Origin of the sequence: Maribacter huludaoensis (assembly GCF_029350945.1) — a bacterium.
Classification (GTDB): domain Bacteria; phylum Bacteroidota; class Bacteroidia; order Flavobacteriales; family Flavobacteriaceae; genus Maribacter; species Maribacter huludaoensis.
In genome coordinates this window covers 983,618-1,003,691 of record NZ_JARKMS010000001.1, presented here as the reverse complement: position 1 = coordinate 1,003,691, position 20,074 = coordinate 983,618, and the positions used below count along the sequence as shown (strand labels likewise).

Annotated in this window: 14 protein-coding genes; 6 read left to right on the top strand and 8 right to left on the bottom strand. The window is 37.4% G+C overall.

What is annotated here, in order from left to right; all coding sequences use genetic code 11:
* Window positions 1-62 precede the first annotated feature (62 nt).
* The 3 genes from PXC01_RS04370 to PXC01_RS04360 all read left to right on the top strand — a co-directional run bounded on the left by PXC01_RS04370 (window position 63) and on the right by PXC01_RS04360 (window position 3,317).
* Complete coding sequence (locus tag PXC01_RS04370) at window positions 63-1,727, top strand: tetratricopeptide repeat-containing sensor histidine kinase (protein WP_276471143.1); 1,665 nt, start codon at window positions 63-65, stop codon at window positions 1,725-1,727.
* Between the two features lie 3 nt (window positions 1,728-1,730).
* Window positions 1,731-2,396 (top strand): response regulator, encoded by a 666-nt coding sequence (locus PXC01_RS04365; RefSeq protein WP_099191241.1) that lies wholly within the window; start codon window positions 1,731-1,733, stop codon window positions 2,394-2,396.
* Window positions 2,397-2,594: 198 nt separating this feature from the next.
* Window positions 2,595-3,317: a hypothetical protein gene (locus PXC01_RS04360; protein ID WP_058105182.1), complete on the top strand. Its 723-nt coding sequence runs from the start codon at window positions 2,595-2,597 to the stop codon at window positions 3,315-3,317.
* A gap of 5 nt (window positions 3,318-3,322) precedes the next feature.
* Here PXC01_RS04360 and PXC01_RS04355 read toward each other — a convergent pair whose 3' ends face one another.
* Genes PXC01_RS04355 through PXC01_RS04345 form a run of 3 tightly spaced genes read right to left on the bottom strand, consistent with a single transcriptional unit; the run spans window position 3,323 to window position 10,112 of the window.
* Window positions 3,323-4,213: a transglutaminase family protein gene (locus tag PXC01_RS04355; RefSeq protein WP_276471142.1), complete on the bottom strand. Its 891-nt coding sequence runs from the start codon at window positions 4,211-4,213 to the stop codon at window positions 3,323-3,325.
* Between the two features lie 2 nt (window positions 4,214-4,215).
* Complete coding sequence (locus PXC01_RS04350) at window positions 4,216-6,777, bottom strand: circularly permuted type 2 ATP-grasp protein (RefSeq protein WP_276471141.1); 2,562 nt, start codon at window positions 6,775-6,777, stop codon at window positions 4,216-4,218.
* Window positions 6,778-6,788: 11 nt separating this feature from the next.
* The gene (locus PXC01_RS04345; protein ID WP_276471140.1) at window positions 6,789-10,112 is read right to left on the bottom strand and encodes a transglutaminase family protein; all 3,324 of its coding nucleotides are present in this window, start codon (window positions 10,110-10,112) and stop codon (window positions 6,789-6,791) included.
* A 251-nt stretch (window positions 10,113-10,363) separates the two neighbouring features.
* Between PXC01_RS04345 and PXC01_RS04340 the strand changes: the two genes are divergently transcribed.
* From PXC01_RS04340 to PXC01_RS04330, 3 genes are read left to right on the top strand one after another with little or no spacing between them, the layout of a single operon-like run.
* A complete protein-coding gene (locus tag PXC01_RS04340) occupies window positions 10,364-10,906 on the top strand; it encodes a DUF4287 domain-containing protein (protein WP_276471139.1) in 543 nt (180 codons plus the stop codon).
* A gap of 27 nt (window positions 10,907-10,933) precedes the next feature.
* Window positions 10,934-13,372: a carboxypeptidase-like regulatory domain-containing protein gene (locus tag PXC01_RS04335; protein ID WP_276471138.1), complete on the top strand. Its 2,439-nt coding sequence runs from the start codon at window positions 10,934-10,936 to the stop codon at window positions 13,370-13,372.
* 59 nt (window positions 13,373-13,431) lie between these two features.
* Window positions 13,432-14,304 carry a cation diffusion facilitator family transporter gene (locus PXC01_RS04330; RefSeq protein ID WP_276471137.1) on the top strand — a complete coding sequence of 291 codons (873 nt, stop codon included), beginning with the start codon at window positions 13,432-13,434 and terminating at the stop codon, window positions 14,302-14,304.
* Here the strand turns inward: PXC01_RS04330 and PXC01_RS04325 are convergent, their stop codons facing one another.
* The 5 genes from PXC01_RS04325 to PXC01_RS04305 form a co-directional block, all read right to left on the bottom strand.
* Complete coding sequence (locus PXC01_RS04325; RefSeq protein WP_276471136.1) at window positions 14,305-15,201, bottom strand: flavin reductase family protein; 897 nt, start codon at window positions 15,199-15,201, stop codon at window positions 14,305-14,307. It abuts the gene before it with no gap.
* 17 nt (window positions 15,202-15,218) lie between these two features.
* Complete coding sequence (fahA, locus tag PXC01_RS04320) at window positions 15,219-16,454, bottom strand: fumarylacetoacetase (RefSeq protein ID WP_276471135.1); 1,236 nt, start codon at window positions 16,452-16,454, stop codon at window positions 15,219-15,221.
* Between the two features lie 17 nt (window positions 16,455-16,471).
* Window positions 16,472-17,626 (bottom strand): homogentisate 1,2-dioxygenase, encoded by a 1,155-nt coding sequence (locus tag PXC01_RS04315; RefSeq protein WP_276471134.1) that lies wholly within the window; start codon window positions 17,624-17,626, stop codon window positions 16,472-16,474.
* A 75-nt stretch (window positions 17,627-17,701) separates the two neighbouring features.
* Window positions 17,702-18,832, bottom strand: coding sequence for a 4-hydroxyphenylpyruvate dioxygenase (gene hppD / locus PXC01_RS04310; protein ID WP_276471133.1), 1,131 nt, complete (start codon window positions 18,830-18,832; stop codon window positions 17,702-17,704).
* A 62-nt stretch (window positions 18,833-18,894) separates the two neighbouring features.
* Complete coding sequence (locus PXC01_RS04305) at window positions 18,895-20,022, bottom strand: pyridoxal phosphate-dependent aminotransferase (protein ID WP_276471132.1); 1,128 nt, start codon at window positions 20,020-20,022, stop codon at window positions 18,895-18,897.
* Window positions 20,023-20,074: the final 52 nt, after the last annotated feature.

The window sequence follows — 20,074 nt, the reverse complement described above, 5'->3', positions numbered from 1 at the left end:
ACAGTTACCATCTTAGAAAAAATTCAATCATATTATTAACCAATTAGTTTATATTTAGGGGTATGAACAACAAATTAAGCATAATCATACCTCAATATATATTCCTTGCTTTCTTTATATTTCTAATACCCAATAGCTCCTTAGCACAAATTTCAAAAGATAGTTCACTACATTACAGAAAAGCAATTCTAAACCCTTCTCAACCTCAAGACCTGCCCTCTGGCGTTCACTATTTTACCAAGAAAAAAGAGCGGGATATAGAATCAAAAGATACCTTAAATGCAATTTATGACCTTAGGCTGCTTTCTATAGCTGAATTTAAAATTGGTAATAATTTCAGTAGTGAAAATCATATTGTTGAAGCCCTTAATCTTATTGAGTCAATGCAGACCAAAGATACTTTGATCAACTCTAGGGTAGGTCTTTACAACCAATTAGGGCGTATTTATAGAGCATCGAACAACGCAACCGAAGCTATTAGAACTTTTGACAACGCATTACAAATTGCCAATAAACTAAGCGATAGTGTTATCATCTTGAACAATAAAGCCAATATCTACAAAGATCTTTTCGACTATAAAAACGCATTGGACATTTATTCGTTTCTATTTGAAAAACGTTTTGATTTTGCCAATGATTATCAAACCACCTTGGTAACCGATAATTTAGGTCTTGTACAGTCTAAACTTCACATTCCAGAGGGATTGGATAATTTAAAAAATGCTTTAATACTTCGTCAAAAAAATAATGACCTTATTGGTCAGCACGCGAGCAACACTCATTTATCAGAGTATTACTTGGATAGAAAAGACACTACAAAAGCATTATTCTATGCAGAGAAAGCGCTATCCCTTTCAGACAAGATCAACAGTAGTTCTTTTAAACTAGAATCCATATCATTACTTATGAATATGGATAAGAATCCTCTTATTCATGAATATAAAAAACTGACCGACAGCATAGCCAATGCCAAGCAAATAGCAGAGAACAAAAATGCATTTCTAAAATATAATGTAGCCGAAGAACAAAAGAAAACTCAAGCCAGTATACTACTACAAGAAATAGAATTACGTAAGCGGTTGGCTTACCAAGCCCTTGCCTTTATTATTTTTCTAATTCTAGTTGGTTCTTATTTTATCTACAGAAACCGATACAGAAAGGCTAAAATCGAAGAAATCTATAAAACCGAAACCAGAATTGCCAAAAAAGTGCATGATGAAGTTGCCAATGACATGTATAAAGTGATGACATCTCTTGAGAACAATTCAGAAATTGACACTACTATTTTAGATGAAATGGAAAAAATATACACCAAAACACGAGATATTTCTAGAGAAAATAGTGCAATTGACCTTAGAAAAGATTTTGGCAAGCAATTAAACGATTTATTGCTAGGATATAAAAATAGCAAAGTCAATATCATAACCCGTAACCTTTCTAAAATGCCTTGGGACGGTATTTCTGAAATGAAAAAAACAGCTATCTATAGGGTATTGCAAGAGCTCATGACCAATATGCGCAAACATAGCCACGCAACTTTTGTAACCCTAGTTTTTGAAAAAGAAGGAAAAAAAATTCATATTAATTATCGTGATAATGGCGTTGGATGTGATCTTTTTAAGAAAAATGGCCTTCAACATACGGAATCCCGTATCACTTCTATAAATGGAACTATTAATTTTGAATCCAAGCAAGGTGATGGCTTTAAGGCATCAATAATAATTTAATGCATGTTCAAAAAAGTTTTAATTGCGGAGGATATGGAAGACATCAACAAAGGTGTATTTTCATTACTGACCGAATTGGGTGTTTCACAAATAGATCAAGTTCAATATTGCGATGATGCCTATTTAAAAGTAAAAAGGGCGGATTTGGATTCGGTCCCGTTTGATCTAGTAATATCGGACCTATCATTTAAGGTGGACCACAGGTCACAGACTTACCCATCAGGGCAGGCTTTAGTGGCTAAACTAAAGTCAGATTTCCCTTCTCTAAAAGTCATTGTATATTCTGTTGAAGATCGCTTGCAAGCTGTGCGCACTCTCTTTAACCAGCATGATATAGATGCATATGTTTGCAAAAGCAGAACCGGACTTAAAAATTTGACCCAAGCCATTTGTGAAGTTGCTAAAGATGGAAAGTTCTTATCCCCAGAAGTTTCAAATGCATTTAGTGCCGAGAACGAACTGGAAATTGATGACTACGATATTTCACTTTTAGACAACCTTAGTAAAGGCTTATCTCAAGATGAGATCAGCGCACTCTATAAAAAAGAGAATATTTCACCTGCTAGCCTAAGTTCAATTGAAAAAAGATTGAACAAATTGCGAATACAATTCAACGCCAATAATGCCATTCACCTTGTGGCCATCGTAAAAGATTTAGGGCTAATCTAAAAATAAACCGTTGCCTTACGGAAAACCGTAATACTGTTAGTTATAATGGTGTTAGGTTTGTTCTTGCTTAGCAATAGGCACACTAACCAGAATTAAAATACATATTGCTATGGCCATCCTGCTGAAGAGGTATTTCGGGGGAACTGACCGATTTGGTAGGTATGGCCTATTTATAAATCAACCACTCAACAAAACATTATGCGTAAACTAATTACCCTATTATTTATTCTTTCAATTCTAATTCCTACCAAAAACTATGCTCAAGACAATGGTGCCGTTGTCGCAGGAGCAGTGGGTGCCCTTGCTGCAATAGGAGCAGGTGTAGCAGCAGTGGAACAAATGAAAGAACGTGCTGAACTAACTGCCACGGAATGGTTATTGGCAAACAACCCCAACATAACCAGTTTTTCATTAAAGACTATAGATTTTGATGGTAAAAAGTTAAAAGACATGTCATCTGCTTCTGTCATCACCTTTAAAATTCAAGAATTTGAACCTGCGGACAAGCCAGTTTTAGATGGCAAAAAACAAGTACTGTTAGGTTTTACTAGTCACGGGTGGATTAATGAGTATGGTATTGATTTCAATAAAATAAAATGGTTTTTAATCGATGAAGCAGAATGGGTTAATATGATGGTTTCCTACGTTAAGGTTGCATCTGGAGAATCAAGTGACTATAATGTGGCTTCTACTTTACAAGAAGGACGTATTGTTAATAAAGGTGTCAAAATTAAAAACAAAATGACCATACCATTTTATCAACTTTCCGGCGATATGTACGTTGTTACAGACTATTCTAATGATATGAAATTCATTTATAATGAAAGATCTTTAGGTATTTTCTTAAAAGACACGAGAGACCTCGTTCAAATTAAAAGAAGTAGTTTAATTGAATTACATGAATTCTTTTTTGAAGAATAAACAACTTAAACCACAGCAGCAATATCAACCGCCACTTTTAATTTACTCTGTCCGCTACCATATACAACCCCTTTTAAAGGCGGCACGTCATAATAGTCCCTACCCCAGCCTACCACAATGTGTTGGTCTTTGGGTATCTGGTTGTTCGTTGGATCAAAATCTACCCAACCAAAACCTGGAATATAAATAGCAAACCATGCATGGGAAGCATCGGCTCCTATTAATTTTTCTTTACCGGGAGCAGGTAAGGTTTCTATATAACCACTTATATAGCGTGCCGGTAACCCTACAGACCGTATACAAGCAATGGCTATTTGGGCAAAATCTTGACACACTCCTTTTTTCTCTTTCATTACCTCTTCAATCGGTGTGGAAATAGTGGAGAATTCCGAATCAAAATCAAAGTCGGTATAAATGCGTTGCATCAATTCATATGCAGCTTCAAAAACTGATCTATCGCCCTTAAAGGACAATTCTGCATAGTCCCTAATCGCCTTATCCGTCCTTCTAATAAAAATAGATTCCAGCACATATTGCTTAGCTTCCAAAGTTTCCGCATCCATCTCTTGTAATGCAGCTAGGGCATGGTTCATGGTAATATTTTTACATGCCTCGCTATTGAATGATTCATGGTATTGGGCGTATTCTCTTTTAATCTTACTCTTTGTGGTTACTTTTAATGTTCTATGCTCGGTTTGAATGGAAAAACGTGTTATATAATTTCCAAAAAAATCTTTACGCTCCGTAATTTCAGCCGGTTCAGGCGATATTTCAATGGTATAATCCAACAGTTCCTGGCCTTTTGATTCTCTAGGGCGTAATGTCGCAATATTATGACAATAGCTTACAGGAGCGTTATAGTCATACTTGGTAATATGTGTAATATTGAATATCATTATTAAATGGGAAATGACTGTGTAAACAATTGTGTTTGCTTGTCCGTATGATTAAAATAGGTGTTGGATATAGATTGTGAGGTTTTATACAACAAATCAGAAAGTTCTTTTAAAAGAGTATCTAACTGCTCTCTTGTAACATCTGTTTCAGATTTTGTCTGAACCAGCTTAGAAGACTCTGCCAATCTTAACTTTGAAAATGCCTCAAATACAAATTTTTGATAGTTACTTAACTGATGGTCATGTTTGGAGTGTGGCAATCTTGCGATATCTTTTTGCAATCTATTGATCATAAAGGTCAATGAACGTGCATAATCCAGATCCAACACCACTAGATCCAACACATGTGCCAATTCTATATGAGAGCGGTAACTGTATCTGTATATATTAAGGCTTTCATGACTGGTCAACAGGTACTCCAACAAATCATACTCTACCTGCTCATCATATTTTATGGTCAATAAGGCCCTACATTTAGTAATATTCAAACTACTTTGCTCCAATTGCAACCCTATAAAGTATAATAGCAAACCTTGTTGCACCATAATACTTTCTTCAATAAGCCCCATAAATGCAATTAACCGTGTAATCAATTGATTTAAAACTTTGAGAATTTTATTTATGGAGTGATCATCACCATCTACCAGGGAGTTCCAAATTTTTTGAATATTCTCAAATACGCGCCACATATCCGAGGACCATAAATTACGGATGGAATAATAGGAGTTCCCGAACATACTTATGGTATGCGCCAAACTGCCCACCCTATTCTTATCTAAAATTACGGATAACATTTCCTCATACGGATTATCCATGGCCAATTTGCCATCTTTTGCTCTTTCCACGAAGCCAGGATAGGTACCCGTTAATTGTGTAACCGCTTTAAAAAGCACTTTAAGTTTTTCAGAATCGGGTTTTTCGTTTCTGTTCTGCACTATGGCCATTTGTCGCATTACCGTACGTAAAAAACGTGCATTTACCAATGTACGCCCTACATATCGTCCTGCCCAATATAAATTTTCTGCCGTTAAGCTGGGCAAATCATTTAGTCCCGAAATGGCAATAGATGATTTTTGCTGCCAATGCCTATTTTTTTCTTCCACAATGGGTTCATCGTCCAATATCCAAAAATCTTTACTGGTGCCACCTCTTTGATTGGACACTCTTACCGTCTCGCCATCTGGCGCCACCCTGACCAAACCACCTGGCATTACGGAATAGTCTTTTTTAGATGCGATACAAAATGCTCTTGCCACAACATTTCTTGGCGCTAATTTATCATTGGTAAAATTGGGTGCCGTTGAGAAATTAATGCGTTCCTGTGCAACAAAACGATAGGGACGTTCCAAAATGACCTTTTTAAGTTCATCCAATGCTTCCGCACTCATTAGTTCTCCAAAATAGATACTTTCCCTATTGGTACGATCTATTCTTTTTATGACCAATTTTGATATGTTATCCAAGACAAAATTTCTTTCCTTTTCTTGTCCGCACCACCATGATGCAATCTGAGGTAATTTTAATTCCTCATCCATAAAGAATTTTGCTATGGCCGGCATAAACGGAATCAATCCCGGATTTTCAATAACTCCACTTCCTATAGGGTTTATGACCGCTACATTGTTTCTTCGTACAACATCCAATAATCCGGCTACGCCCAAATGTGAATCTTCACGTAGTTCCAAAGGATCGGTAAAGGCATCGTCTACCCTACGCAATACCACATCGATCTGCTTTAAGCCTTGCAAAGACTTCATCCAAAGAAAGCCGTCACGCACCACCATATCATTACCTTGTACCAATGGATACCCTAAGAAAGACGCCATATAGGCATGTTCAAAATAGGTTTCGTTATGTGAGCCCGGTGTAAGAATCACAATATTCGGATTTTCCTTTTTGCCCGGTGCTGCATCAATAAGCATTTGATTGAATTCCTGAAAAAATCCGGATAAACGCTTCACTTTCATTTCCGCATATAAATCCGGCAGAATTCTACTGGTCGTGGATCTATTCTCTAGAGCATACCCCATACCTGATGGTGCCTCTGTCCTGTCATTTACCACCCATAAACGCCCATCCGTTCCACGGCATAAATCTGCGGCATAAATAGATAAATACTGTTCTAACTGAAGCTCCATACCGGAACATTGCCTAAGAAAACCCCTATGCCCATAAATTACTTCATAGGGTACGATACCGTTTTTTATTAATTTTCGGTCGCCGTAGACATCTTTTAACACCAAGTTGAGCAATTCTGCCCTTTGCTTTAACCCTGCCTCTACCTCTGCCCACTCATTCTGGTGCAGCATAAAAGGAACCACATTAAGGTTCCAAGGTCTATGCATACCCTGTGGATCGTTGTATACATTATAGGTGACCCCGTTTTCTGACAATAGCCAGTCTATATCTTTTTGACGTGCCGTTAGGCCCGTGACCCCCAAGGTATCAAAACTGGTCAACAGTTTACTCCAATAGGGTTTTATACCATTGTTCAATGAATACATTTCATCATTGCCCTGTTGGGTATCATAATTATTGAACCACGTGGTTTTTGTTGTTGGCATTACCTCTTCAATTACTTCTTACGCAAATCTGTTACATGTGGATACTCTGGGTTGACCGGCATCTCTTTGTATGCAAATGTATTTGAACCTTTCTTAGGTTCTACCATTCTGCCCGTAAAATTTGTTGAAGCCACCAATTCTGTAGGTGTTACCTCATCTTGTGTCATGCCAATATCCCAAAATCTATTAATTCTGCGCGATTCTGCTTCTAAGCTATTTACCGGAAAGGTATCATACGACCTACCACCTGGGTGTGCCACAAAATAGGTACAGCCACCAATAGACTTTTTGTTCCAATCATCCACTATATCAAATACCAGTGGAGTATCTACCCCAATTGTCGGGTGTAAGGCAGACCATGGTTCCCAGGCTTTAAAACGCACTCCCGCTACGTACTCGCCCTTTGTTCCCGTAGAGCTCAATTCAATTTTAACTCCATTACACGTTAACGAGTATCGCTTTTCATTAAAATTATTGACTTTTACCTGTACACGCTCTAATGAAGAATCTACATAACGGGATGTTCCGCCACCGGTCATTTCCTCACCAAGCACATTCCACGGTTCTATGGCCATACGCAATTCCATTTTTATGGTATTAACATCTACCATACCGTACAACGGGAAACGGAATTCAAAGAAGGGATCAAACCAATCTAATTTGAACGGATATCCCGCTTCGTTCAACTGCTCTACAATATCCTTAATATCTTCTTTTACATAATGCTCCAGCAAGAATTTGTCATGCAATTCCGTACCCCAACGCACCAATTTGTGTTTGTACGGTTTTTTCCAAAACCATGATACCAACGTACGCACCAACAACATTTGCATTAAACTCATTTGCGCATGAGGAGGCATATCAAAAGCACGTAGCTCCAAGATACCCAAACGCCCGGACGAAGAATCCGGAGAGTATAATTTATCTATACAAAACTCTGCTCTGTGGGTATTCCCTGTTATATCCGTCAACAAATGCCTGAACAGACGGTCTGTGATCCAAAACGGTACCTCTTTATCATCTGGTATTTGTGAAAAGGCAATTTCAAGTTCATACAAGTTCTCCAACCTTGCTTCATCTACTCGTGGAGCCTGACTAGTAGGTCCTATAAATGCTCCTGAGAACAAATAGGATAGCCCGGGGTGATGTTGCCAAAAAGTCAACAAGCTTCGTAATAACTGCGGGTTACGTAATAACGGACTATCAGCCGGAGTTACACCGCCCAAGGTAACGTGATTACCACCACCCGTTCCGGTGTGCTTACCATCTAGCATAAATTTTTCGGTTCCTAAACGGGCCTGCTTTGCTTCGGCATATAAGGTTAGCGTATTGTCCGTAAGTTCTTGCCAATTTTTTGCAGGATGTACGTTTACCTCAATAACACCTGGATCAGGGGTCACCTTTAAAACTTCTAACCTATTATCACGAGGTGGCTCATAGCCTTCTAGAATCACCGGAACTTTCAATTCTTTTGCTGTAGCCTCTATACTTGCCACCAAGTCCAAAAAGTCTTCGGCACTATCTAACGGAGGCAAATAAAGAAATAATTTATTCTCCCTTACCTCTGCACAAATTGCCGTACGCACATAAGGATGCTTTCTTGGGTGACCTATAGATTTTAATTTCAATCGTTTTTCCAATGCATCGCCAGGTTTTGGCAAATCCGGCGAGAGTTCAAACAACTCTACCTCTGCCGTTGGTTCTGAAGGTATTGGCGGGTCTTGGGGCAATGCCGCCAAAGGCAAACGAAGTCCTATAGCGGAATTACCGGGCGTAAGAAACAAATGTTTATTTCTAAACTTCCATTTGTTCGTAAGCCATTTATTGTTCTTTTTGGTCAAAGGATATACGTGACCTACTACTTCACCAATTCCATTTTCCAATATTTCACCCAATTTTCTACGTAGGTGACCATCATCTTTATTATATTTTTTAGGATTGACATCTACCGGTAATTTTCCTTCTTCCCATAAAAAGTAAAAGGCATCTTCATAGGCTGGCATTACACTGTTGGTCTTACAACCCAAATAGCCCCCTAAAGTCTTTAAAAATCGTTTGGTAATATTTCTGGGCATTTTATATTCCTCAGAAAAAGATGCCAATAAACTTAGATCGTTCCAAATGGGTTTTCCGTCTTTGCGCCAGTGGATACCAATGAGCCAACGCGGCAAGGCCTCTCCAGGATACCATTTACCCTGTGCGTGGTGCAAGAGCCCCCCTTTACCAAATACCTCTAGTAACCTAATGGAAAGTTTGCTAGCCAATTCCCTTTTGTGTTGACCATCTGCAGCGGTATTCCACTCCTCAGACTCCATATCATCTATAGAGACAAAGGTAGGTTCGCCACCCATAGTTAAACGAACATCATTGGCCTGCAATTCTTCCTCTACCTTAAAACCAAGATCATAGATTGCTTGCCATTGTTCATCTGTGTAGGGCTTGGTTACACGTGGCGATTCAAAAATTCTAGTAACCGAATTTTCAAATTCAAAGGTAGTTTCGGCAAAATCACTGAATCCGCTTACCGGTGCGGCACTTTCATAAGATGGTGTACATGCCAATGGAATATGACCTTCACCCGTAAACAAACCAGATGTGGCGTCTAGACCGATCCATCCGGCACCGGGCAAATATACTTCTGCCCACGCATGAAGATCGGTAAAATCCTCTTCTGGACCAGAAGGCCCATCCCGTGATTTTTCATCGGACTTCAATTGTACCAAATACCCGGAAACAAAGCGAGCCGCCAAACCTAAATGACGAAGTGTTTGCACCAGTAACCATGCAAAATCCCTACAAGAACCCAACTTGGCCTCTAAGGTTTCTTCACAGGTTTGTACCCCGGGCTCCATTCTCAACGTATAATCCAAGTAATTATACAATTTGCTATTTAGCCCAATTAAAAAATCTATACTTCTTTGCGGAGTCAAATCTATCTTTGACAACCACTCTTTCAATAACGGACCACTCTCCACCTTTTCCAAATAAGGCAAAAGTTCTTTCTTAGCCTCATCGGAATATTTAAATGGAAACTCCTCTACAGCTTCCTCAACAAAAAAATCGAACGGATTGATCGTTTTTAAATCGGCTATAATCTCTACATCAATAGACAGCTCAGTGGTTTTATCGGGAAAAACAATTCGTGCCAAATAATTTCCAAAAGGGTCTTGTTGCCAATTAAAAAAATGATTTTCAGGTTTAATTTTAATTGAATAAGCCTCTATTGGTGTTCTACTATGTGGTGCCGGACGCAACCTAAAAATATGTGGCGATAGATTTATACTTCTATCGTAGATATACTTGGTCTTGTGTTTAATTGCAACTTTTAATGCCATACGGTTGTGGGATTTCGGTACTACCTAATATAAGCACTATAATCAGCAAATGAATATAAGTAGGCGTGAATCACAAAATTTTTATTCAAATTGGAGTTGGAACGCTATTTATTGATAGATTGCTAATGTTAGGGGGTGTTTGTTGATCTTTTTTGGATAGAATAACATTAAAAAAAAGATGGTGCTGAATAACGCAACCCAAGGGGTTACTATTTTTTTGTAAATTGAAACATACATAAAACGCTCTACTTATGGAAAAGGCACTGCAAACCATGATCGACAACATGCCTGAAAAGACAGGAAAATCATTGAATGAATGGAAGACCATTCTTAAAGAAAAGTCATTTGCTAAACATTCTGAAGGTGTCAATTATTTAAAGAAAGAACATGGTGTAACCCACGGTTTTGCAAATACTATTGTTACCCTTTCAAAAGAAGAAAACCATGCTCCAACGGATTTGGTAGATCAGCAATATAAAGGGATAGAAAGCCTACTCCCTATTTATGAAAAGCTGCTACTTGTAATAAAGCCTTTTGGAGATGATATTACCATAACCCCAAAGAAAACCACTGTAAGTATCATTCGTAAAAAGCAATTTGCATTGATAAAACCTGCTACCAAAACTAGAATAGATTTAGGATTAAAAATAAAAGACAAGCCAACTACAGACCGACTTGAATCTTCTGGACCTTTTGGCAGTATGTGTACGCACCTTGTACAACTTACAGATGCTGATCAGGTTGATGAGGAACTGACCGATTGGTTGAAGGAGGCATATGAGAAAGCGAAGTAAGATTATTTAGTTCTAGAAAATTATCCAATGAAAAGCATATCCATATCAATTTCAATTCTTATTCTAAGTATCATATCTACCAGTACTCTTTTTAGTCAAGATTCTATTTTCAAGGATATATCACCTGACGAACTTGAAATCATATTACTTGGTGAACAGTCTCATGGAGATGGTGCCGTTTTTGATAAAAAATTTGAAATGGTAAAAGAGTTACATGAAAACTATGGTTACAATTTGTTGGTTTTTGAAAGTGGTATGTATGACAATTTTAAGGCAAACGAACTATACCAAAACAAGCAGGAAAACATAAAAATTTTTAATCAAAGTGTCGGTTGGCTATATACTACTACCAAAGTTTTCCAAGAATTATTAAACTATTTGGAAACGCATCCTGAATTGAAAATTCTTGGGTTCGATTCTCAAGAATCAAATCTCTTTGAAGAGTACTTCCTTGATGACTTTAAAACTTTATGTTCCAAAAACAGGATTGAAGTTTCAAATGAAACTTATATCGAGATTGAAAAAACCATGGTTGCTAGAGATTTTGAAAAGTATGCTTTTAATAAAAAGGATTCCACCGAGCTATATAACCGTATCAATGCTGTCATTGAAAAATTAGACCAAATCCCTAAAAATGATATTAAAACAAAAGTAATCGTCCAAACATTTAAAAGTGTATTTTCTGATTTGGATTTTGGATTAAAGAGTCTTCAAAAAGAAAAAATTGCCATTCAGAACCCTAGGGATAAGCAAATGGCAGAAAATCTTATTTTCATAAAAGAAACCTTTCCTAATGAAAAAATAATGGGCTGGGGCGCAAGCTATCACTTTGCGAATAAATTGAACCAATTCGAGTACACCTTAGAAACCGAAAGTTTTATTAAAAAACAAATTGCAATCATAGACAGTGTTCAAGGCGATAGCCATACTAGCGCTGAAGAAGAAATTGCACAAATAAAAGAATTGAAATATGCCTTACCAATGGGTCAAATTCTTAAAGAAAAGTACGGCTCAAAGTTGTTTAGCTTAGCTTTTACCTCTTATGAAGGTTTATATTATGATTTTTCCGTACAGCAGATTATTCCAATTTTACAACCGCCATTTAATAGTATTGAATCCGATTTTAAAAAAAAGAGTTTTAAGTCAGACCTATATGTTCTAGATGATATTCCACATCAATTTTATTCATCCGCTTTAGGCTACCTTCCGTTATCTGCCAATTGGGAGAACATTTTTGACGGTATCTATTATATCGAAAATATGTACCCACCTAAGTATATTGATTACAGCGATAAAACGACTGAGATAACAAACTACAATAAAACAGACAACATAACTGGTTTTATCTTTGACAATGATACTTCTACACCTATTAATTATGCAGACGTTTATTATTCTAATTTGAATTCAAGTACGGTTTCAAATTCAAAAGGACAGTTTAACATTCCCCGTAAAGTAAGTTCAAAAGAATACTTAGTCTTCTCTGCGATAGGGTATGAAAGCGATTCGGTTCATATAAGCTCAATTAAATCAGAAAATAACATAAGACTTAAAAAATCTAAAGATGATATTGTTTTAAATGAGGTTGTTGTTTCGGCTGCAAGAGTAGAATTAAGCGCTGAAGAAATCATTAAAAAAGCTCGGGAAAATATTGAAATGAATTACGTGCAAACTCCCTATAATCAAAGTTTTAATTACAAAGTAATTACATATAGTACTAAAGATTCTGTAAATAAAGGAGAAGAAGCTGTAATTGAAACTTATAATAAAAAGGGTATTAATGGATCCGTAAGACCTGAAAATAATATCTATGCAGAAATTCATCATCTAAGAACCAATACCGACATCTATGACAAAAAGAACACCCTTAACGGTATTGGTAGTTTATGGGTAGTTTTAAATAGAGACATTATTTTAAGTAAAACCAATGTTCTATATCGCTCTGGATCTTATGATTTACAAAAGGACGCAGTTTTAAATTATGAAGGGCAAAAAGTCTATAAAATAAATTTCAGCAACAACTCTCCAGGTTCGTATTCTACGGGTTATGGCTATCCGGCACCCATTGCTTCTTCTGGCAGTATTTATATAAGTTCAGAAACTTTTGCCGTATTAAAATATAAACACGACATAGAACGTGCCGAATACGAAACCAAAAAAACGAAAAATCTAGTAAAACAAAATCATAGCATTGTACAAACCTATAAAAATGTACATGGTAAATACTTTTTCAATCTTTTAGATGTATCTACAAATACAAAGGTATTTTCACCCAAACATGAATATTTATATTCCATATTTTACAAAAACAACCTTGTATCCAATGACATTGAAACTAATGCTGTAAAAACTATTAAAAGACCACTAACCGAACTAAAACAGGACTATAAAAAACAACTAACCGATTCTTACTGGAACGATAAACCAATGGATTTTCAATCACATATAACGACAAATAAAATTTGATTTTAGATAATTAACTTTAAATAATATCCTTTCATTTCCAAGTCTGCTACCTTTGTCCTATGAGTATTGAACAGACTGCCATTAAAACAACATACTTTAGCATTGTAGGTAACATTCTCTTGGCTCTTACCAAAGGTTTAGCGGGATTCTTTGGTAATTCTTACGCTCTTATTGCAGATGCCATTGAATCTACCACTGACATCTTCTCCTCTATTTTGGTGTTATTAGGATTTAAGTATGCAGAAAGACCAGCAGATGAAAATCACCCTTACGGTCATGGTAAAATAGAACCCATTATTACTTTTTTAATTGTTGCTTTTCTAGTGATATCTGCAACCGTTATTGCCTATGAAAGCATTGACAACATACAAACTCCACACAAAACCCCAAAATCATGGACATTAATAGTTCTTGGCGTTATCATTCTTTGGAAAGAAATCTCATACCGAATCGTCATTAAAAAAAGTAAGGAAACCAATAGTACTTCGCTAAAAGCGGACGCTTGGCACCATAGAAGTGATGCCATAACATCGATCATGGCTTTTATAGGCATTTCAATTGCCCTAATTTTTGGAAAGGGTTACGAAACGGCCGATGATTGGGCCGCCCTAATTGCTTCGGGTTTTATTCTTTACAATAGCTACCTAATCTTACGACCTGCGTTAGGCGAAATAATGGACGAGCAACGGTATGACGAACTATTGGAAGAAATACGTAAAAAATCACTGGAAGTACCCGGGGTTACCGGTACAGAAAAATGTTTTATACGAAAAGCCGGAATGAAATTTCATATTGACCTCCATGCCATGGTAGATGGCACTATATCGGTTACAAAAGGGCATGATATTGCACATTTACTAAAAGACCATCTACATCATGAAATTCCGAACCTAGGTCACATATTAATACATATTGAACCTGATGATTTGTAACTAAACCCCCAAATGCAACAAGGCTAAAGCATCTTCTGTTTTTCCTTCTGCCAACCACTGTTGTGCCAGTTTGTGCAATGCTACAGCATCTTCATTACCGTTTAGTATAGATTTCACCTCAGCATGTTCAGCAATAGCAGCAATTGCTTCTTTAGTAGGTAACTCTTCTAGATTGCCTAATCTGCCCAAATTATTCCCTGTCAGTACCGTACTGTTACGCACAGCTTCTGGCAACATATCTACCCCAATACCTTTGGTTCGTATAGGTTTTGGTATTTCAAACAAGGCATCGCCATTAGCTCTGCAATACCAATTGCCTCCCATACGGGCTACTAAATCTAACTTAGGAGTATCTAATTTTCCTTCGGCATCTAGAAATGCTTTCTTTACGTGTATCTGAACTACTTTTGCCAACACTAGATTTCCTGCCCCTGGACCATCACCCAATGCTATTACCTGATCCACCACACACTCAAAAGCTACGGGAGCCTCCCCTACTCTTGGTGGCTTTACCTTATCACTTGGTACTTGGGTTAATCCTGATTTTACAAATTCATTTACCCCGTCACCGTATTCCGTACTTGACAAAGACATTTGCTCTACCATGTCATAATTCACAATATTGATTACCGTTTCCTTTACTTCCAATACATTCTCCAAGGTGTGCTTGGTGGTATTATCACGACCTCTTCTCGAAGGGGAAAAAACCATCATCGGAGGGTTAACACTGAATAGGTTGAAATAACTGAACGGACTCAAATTTACATTGCCGTCCTTATCAATTGTGCTGGCAAAACAAATAGGTCTTGGCGCTACAGCAGATAATAAATACCCATGCAACTCTTGTTGAGATATACTTGCCGGGTCTATTGTATTTATTTCTTCGTGTTGTGACATTGTGCTCATATTCTAAATTACTTACTGGGTAAAATAGTACCCGTTACTTCACCAAAACCAACCCTTACGCCTTCTTTCTCCGCGAATCCTTTCAAGGTTATGGTGTCATTATCTTCAATAAAGGTGCGTTTGCTTCCGTCTTTTAATTCGAAAGGTTTTTTACCTCCCCACGAAATCTCTAGCAATGACCCATAGGAACTTTCATCTTTGCCCGATATGGTACCCGATGCCATTACATCGCCTACATTTACATTACATCCGTTTACGGTATGGTGCGCCAATTGCTGCATCATATTCCAATACATATACTTAAAATTTGAGCAACTGATTATTGTTTCTTCCGAAGATTTGGAAGACAAGCCTACTTCTAATTGTATGTCATAATTTTTGGCTCCATCATATTGTAAATACGAAAGTACAGCTGGATCTTGCTTAGGACCTTGAACCTTAAATGGCTCCAGTGCCTCTAACGTAACAATCCAAGGCGACATGGATGATGCAAAACTTTTGCCCAAAAACGGACCTAAAGGTACATATTCCCATTTTTGAATATCCCTAGCGGACCAGTCATTGAACAACACCAATCCAAAAATATGTTCGGAAGCATTTTCAACTGTAATTCGATTTCCTAATTGTGTAGTTTTACCTACTATGAAACCCATTTCCAATTCAAAATCTAAACGCCCCGATGCTTGAAAAACCGGCGTTTCCATTTCATTGGTTTTCACTTGACCCATAGGTCTATGAATATTGGTACCGCTTACCACAATGGAAGAAGCGCGACCATGGTAGCCTACCGGAATATGCCTCCAATTGGGCAATAGCGCATTTTCTGGATCACGAAACATTTTACCTACATTGGTAGCGTGCTCAATACTCGAATAAAAATCCGTATAATCGCCTACTTGCACCGGTAAATGCATCGTAGCGTCTTTCTGTTGCACAAATGCTTCAGGATGATTTTTTAATGGCGAATTTTCAATCACTAGCAACTGCTGTATATCTAAACGGACTTTATTGGTAATCTTCTTTCCTAGAGCGATAAACTCGTTTAAAGTTGATTGATTAAAATAGTTGGCATTGACCTCTATCAACCCTAACTCTGATACCACAACCAAATCAATAATTTGCGTTCCAATAGCGATACCTGCTCTTGGCTGATCATCGTTCACCGAAAAATTGCCAAAAGGAAGATTGTAAATGGAAAAATCTGAATTATGGGGTACGTTGACCCATGTTTTTAGTGTTGTCAAGTGTTTTCTTATTTCTGTTATAACCAAGATTGATAATAATCGCCATCATCTAATTTCATGGCATTCTCAGTAACCATCAACGGCTTAAAGGTGTCTATCATAACCGCTAATTCTTCAGACCCTTTTTGACCTATGCTACGTTCTGCAGCACCTGGATGCGGACCGTGTGGTATACCTGCGGGATGCAAAGAAATATTACCCGGTTGTACACCGTTTCTGCTCATGAAATCACCATCAACATAATACAGCATTTCATCTGAATCTATATTGGAATGGTTATATGGTGCCGGAATGGACTGCGGATGATAATCGTACAGTCTTGGCACAAATGAACAAATTACAAAGGCATTTGTTTCAAAAGTTTGATGCACTGGTGGCGGCTGATGAATCCTGCCCGTAATAGGTTCAAAATTATGAATGGAGAATCCGTATGGGAAGTTATATCCATCCCAACCCACAACATCAAAAGGATGCCCTACATATACCATCTCATGCATGACCCCTTGCTTCTTTACCTTTATCAAATGTTCATTGGTATCGGTAAATGTTTCAAGGTTTTGTGGCAATTTATAATCGCGCTCACAGAACGGAGAATGCTCCAATAACTGCCCAAACCAATTGCGATACCTTTTTGGCGTATAGATCGGTGAATATGATTCGGCATATAATATGCGATTGTCTTCACTATCAAAATCTATTTGATAAATGGTTCCTCTGGGAATGATTAGATAATCACCATATTCAAAAGGAATTTGTCCAAAAATAGTCCTTAAGGTACCAGAGCCTTTATGTATGAACAACATTTCATCGGCATCTGTATTCTTATAAAAATATTCGCGTAACGACTTTCGTGGTGCCGCTACCCCAATGATGATATCACTATTGACCAAAAGTGGCTCACGAGCTTCTAAAAAATCGTCTTTTGCAGATGCATTAAAACTAACCAACTTTAACGAACGTATATTCTTCTCCAAAGCAATCTTAGGAGACACATCTGTACTCTTTACAATCTCTTTGACCATGGTAGGTCTATTATGATGATATAATAAAGAGGACATACCGTCAAAACCAATGGTACCGAACAATTGTTCTGAATACAATTCCCCATTGGGTTTTCTAAACTGCGTGTGCCTTTTAGGCGGCAACGCACCTTGCTTATGATAGATAGGCATATACGTTCGTTTTGTTAGTTACTACTATTTTATTAAAATTAAACTATTCTTGGCTTGTCAAGAAATCTGTTGAACTTATAGCGTTCCTCTTAATTCTTGCTCACGCTCAATAGCTTCAAACAAAGCTTTAAAATTTCCTTTTCCAAAAGAAGTTGCTCCTTTACGCTGAATAATTTCAAAGAACATGGTTGGTCTTGCCTGTACCGTTTTGGTAAAAATTTGCAACAGATACCCTTCATCATCACGATCCACCAAAATACCTAGTTTTCTCAATGATTCTATATCCTCATCAATTTCACCAACTCGCTCTGTCAATACATCATAGTATGTTGTTGGTATGGTCAAGAACTCCACACCTCTACTTTTTAAATCAGATACCGTTTTTACAATATCATCGGTTGCTACGGCAATATGTTGTACACCTTCACCTTCATAAAACTCCAAATATTCATCTACCTGAGATTTTTTCATTCCTGGAGCAGGCTCGTTGATCGGGAATTTAATACGACCGTTACCATTACTCATTACTTTACTCATGAGCGCTGTATAATCGGTAGAAATATCCTTATCATCAAAAGACATTATTTGCTTAAAGCCCATTACATTGGCGTAGAAATCTACCCAATAATTCATTCTGCCCTCGTTCACGTTACCTACCATGTGATCTACAAACTTTAACCCAGTAGAGGTTGGCTGATAATCGCTTTCCCATTTTTGGTAGCCCGGTAAAAATGTACCGTTATAGTTTTTACGCTCTACAAAAATATGTACTACTTCACCATAAGAATAAATACCAGAACTTACCACCTTACCATGCTCGTCTTGTTCGGTTTTTGGCTCCATATAGCTTTTAGCTCCTCTTTTCATAGCCTCGTTATATGCATAGGTAGCATCATCTACCCACAATGCCGTTACCTTAACTCCGTCACCATGCTTGTCTATGTGCCTACCCACATCTGTACCACTCTTTAACGGTGATGTCAAAACCAATCTAATTTTATCTTGCTCTACCACATAGGATTCAAAATCCCTACTACCGGTTTCAAGACCTTTATAAGCTAAAGATTTAAAACCGAAAGCGGTTTTATAATAATGTGCCGCCTGTTTAGAGTTACTTACATAAAGCTCTAAATAATCGGTACCGTTAATAGGCATAAAATCTTGTGCCTCTTTGTGTTTGTTTTCTGCTACTGTTGAAGTTGACATAGTATATGATTTAGTTTTATATTATTTTTTTGTTGCTCATGCAACATATATGATAAAAAAAATTATGCTGTGGTCGTTCGGTTCTTCATTAAAACCTCAATTGCGGCCAAAAGTGCTTTGTTAGCCTCTCTTACCCCAAAAGATATACGCACTTTCCCCGGCGCACCAAAATTACCTACAGGGCGTACCATTATACCTTTCTTTTCTAAAAAAGAGGTAAACTCCATATCATTCACCGGTGGATCTATTAGCACAAAATTACCCTGTGTTGGCCAATATTTTAGATTCATTGTATCAAGACCGTTCAAAACGAACCTTCTTTCTTCCTTAACCAATGCTACAGTTTTGTTTACAAACGCTACATCTTCCAAAGCAGCAATTGCGCCCTCTAAAGCCAATGATGACAATAGAAAAGGTTTACAAATCTTACGCATGTAATTACTTAGTTCTAAAGGGGCATAACAATAGCCAACCCTTAGACCTGCCAAGCCATAGGTCTTTGAAAAACTATTGATTGCAATTACATTTTTACCTTCTACTACAAAAGGAATTCCCGAAGTGTAATCTTCGGCTTCGGCAAAATGTCTGTATACCTCATCTAACACTAATACTACATGGTCAGGTAATTTATCTATGAAATTTCTTAAATCTGTCAGTGGAATATAATTTCCTGAAGGATTGTTGGGCGATGCTAGAAATATCAACTTTGTTCTATCATTAATAGCCTCTAGAATACCGTCCAAATTGTAATCATAATCCTCGGTCATGGGTACGTTGATCGCCTTGGCTCCCATCCAACGGGTAAAGGCCGTATAAGGTAAAAAGCAAGGCTGACTCACAATTACCTCGTCATCTTCGTTCAAAAATGCCTTAGAAATCATATCTATAATTTCTGAACCACTATTTGCAGTAATAAAGTTATCTACGGTAAGTACACCATCAAAATCTTTCACCAACGCCTCACGTAACCTTATATCCGTATTATCCGGATATAGGCTCAAACCATCTAAGGTATTTGCCAAGGCTTCCTTAACTTTTGGGGAATACCCTAACGGATTTTCGTTAGAGGACAATTTGTGAACGGTAACACCATCGGGCATTACAATCTTCTTACCTCCGCCTTTGTAAGTGCTATCTTCTAATATATATTTCTTAAAACCTGGTTGCATATTTCTAGTACTTTTTGCCAATTTGAACTAAGTAAAAATACAACTTTTTTTCAATTTTGTTGCATTAACAACA